We start from the raw sequence: 1,455 nt of genomic DNA, 5'->3' as shown, positions 1-1,455 counted from the left end.
ACAGATGGGGTGATTGGGGTCCTGCCGCGGATCCGCTGAAGGCGGCTGCTCCTATCGAGATGTGAGATCGTGGTCGACGTCGGATCGCCACAGCATCAGGAAGGAGCAGCCATGACCTACTTTGCCGGACTCGACGTCTCCCTGGAAGAGACGGCGATCTGTGTGGTCGATGAGACGGGTCGGATCATCAAGGAGCTGCGAGCAGCAAGCGAGCCCTCCGATCTCATCGCTGCCCTGACGGGGCTTGGCCTGCCCCTGGAGCGTGTCGGCCTGGAAGCGTGTTCGCTGACGGCCTAGCTGCACGACGAACTGCGCGCTGCGGGTCTACCGGCGATCTGCATCGAGACACGGTCTGCCAACGCGGCCATGAAGACGATGCCCAACAAGACCGACCGCAACGATGCCCGTGCGCTCGCCCAGATCATGCGGACAGGCTGGTTCCGGCAGGTTCACGTCAAGTCGCGTCAGTCCCGGCTCTGGCGTTCGCTGCTGGTGGCGCGGCGCACCGTGCTCAACGAGATGCGCGCCATCGAGAACGTGGTGCGGGCGATCCTGCGCGAGGGCGGGATCAAGCTCGGCACCCCGGCCCGCGCCGCCTGTGCCGGGCGCGTGCGAGAGTTGGCCGGCGACGATCCCCTGATCCTACCGCTCATCACGCCCCTGCTGGCGATCCTGGCGACCATGCTGGAGCAACTCGACCGGCTGACCCGTCAGGTTCTCGTCATCGTGCGGGACGAGGTGGTCTGCCGGCGGCTGATGAGCGTGCCGGGCGTCGGCCCGATCACCGCGCTGGCCTTCCGCGCCACCATCGACCGGCCGGAGCGGTTCCGACACTCCCGGGACGTGGGTGCTCACCTTGGCCTGACGCCATCCCGCTACCAGTCAGGCAAGACCGACATCCAGGGCAAGGTCAGCCGCTGCGGCGACGAACTCGCTCGCACCGCGCTCTACGAGGCGGCGCACTCTCTGCTGACGCGTAGCCGCAAATGGTCGAGCCTGCGCGCCTGGGGAATGCAGATCGCCAAGCATCGTGGCATGGCACGGGCTCGCGTGGCCGTCGCGCGCAAGCTCGCCGTCGTTCTGCACCGGATGTGGAGCGACGGGACCGAGTTCCACTTTGGCAAGGAGCCGGCGCCGGCCATCGCGGCCGCCGCCTAACCCAGACACGCCTGCCCCCTCGAACGGAACGACGGCAGGCCAGACTTCACCCGCGAGGGTGATCCGGATCGTCCCCGTGGGGACGATGGGCGAGGCGATCTCGTTGAGAGTCCCGAACCGGTCCGCGTCAGCAGACCAGGTCGTGAAACAGATTGAGACGCCTCGCTCTCCTGACCCCATCATGCGGCGGCCTCGCGCCGACCGCGAAGAGAAGCGCGTGACCCGCGGGAGCGACACACTGGGACAAGGAACATCGATGAGGAGATGCTTGCCTCACGAACCCCAATCAGAGAGGAC

Annotated in this window: 1 pseudogene; it reads left to right on the top strand. The window is 67.1% G+C overall.

Going from position 1 to position 1,455, the window contains the following annotated elements:
* Positions 1-111 precede the first annotated feature (111 nt).
* A pseudogene (locus CRT23_RS27485) lies at positions 112-1,158 on the top strand (IS110 family transposase).
* The last annotated feature ends 297 nt before the right edge of the window (positions 1,159-1,455 follow it).

The organism is Methylobacterium sp. V23, from assembly GCF_002917135.1.
In the GTDB taxonomy this organism is placed as follows: domain Bacteria; phylum Pseudomonadota; class Alphaproteobacteria; order Rhizobiales; family Beijerinckiaceae; genus Methylobacterium.
This window is presented reverse-complemented; position numbering and strand designations above follow the sequence as displayed.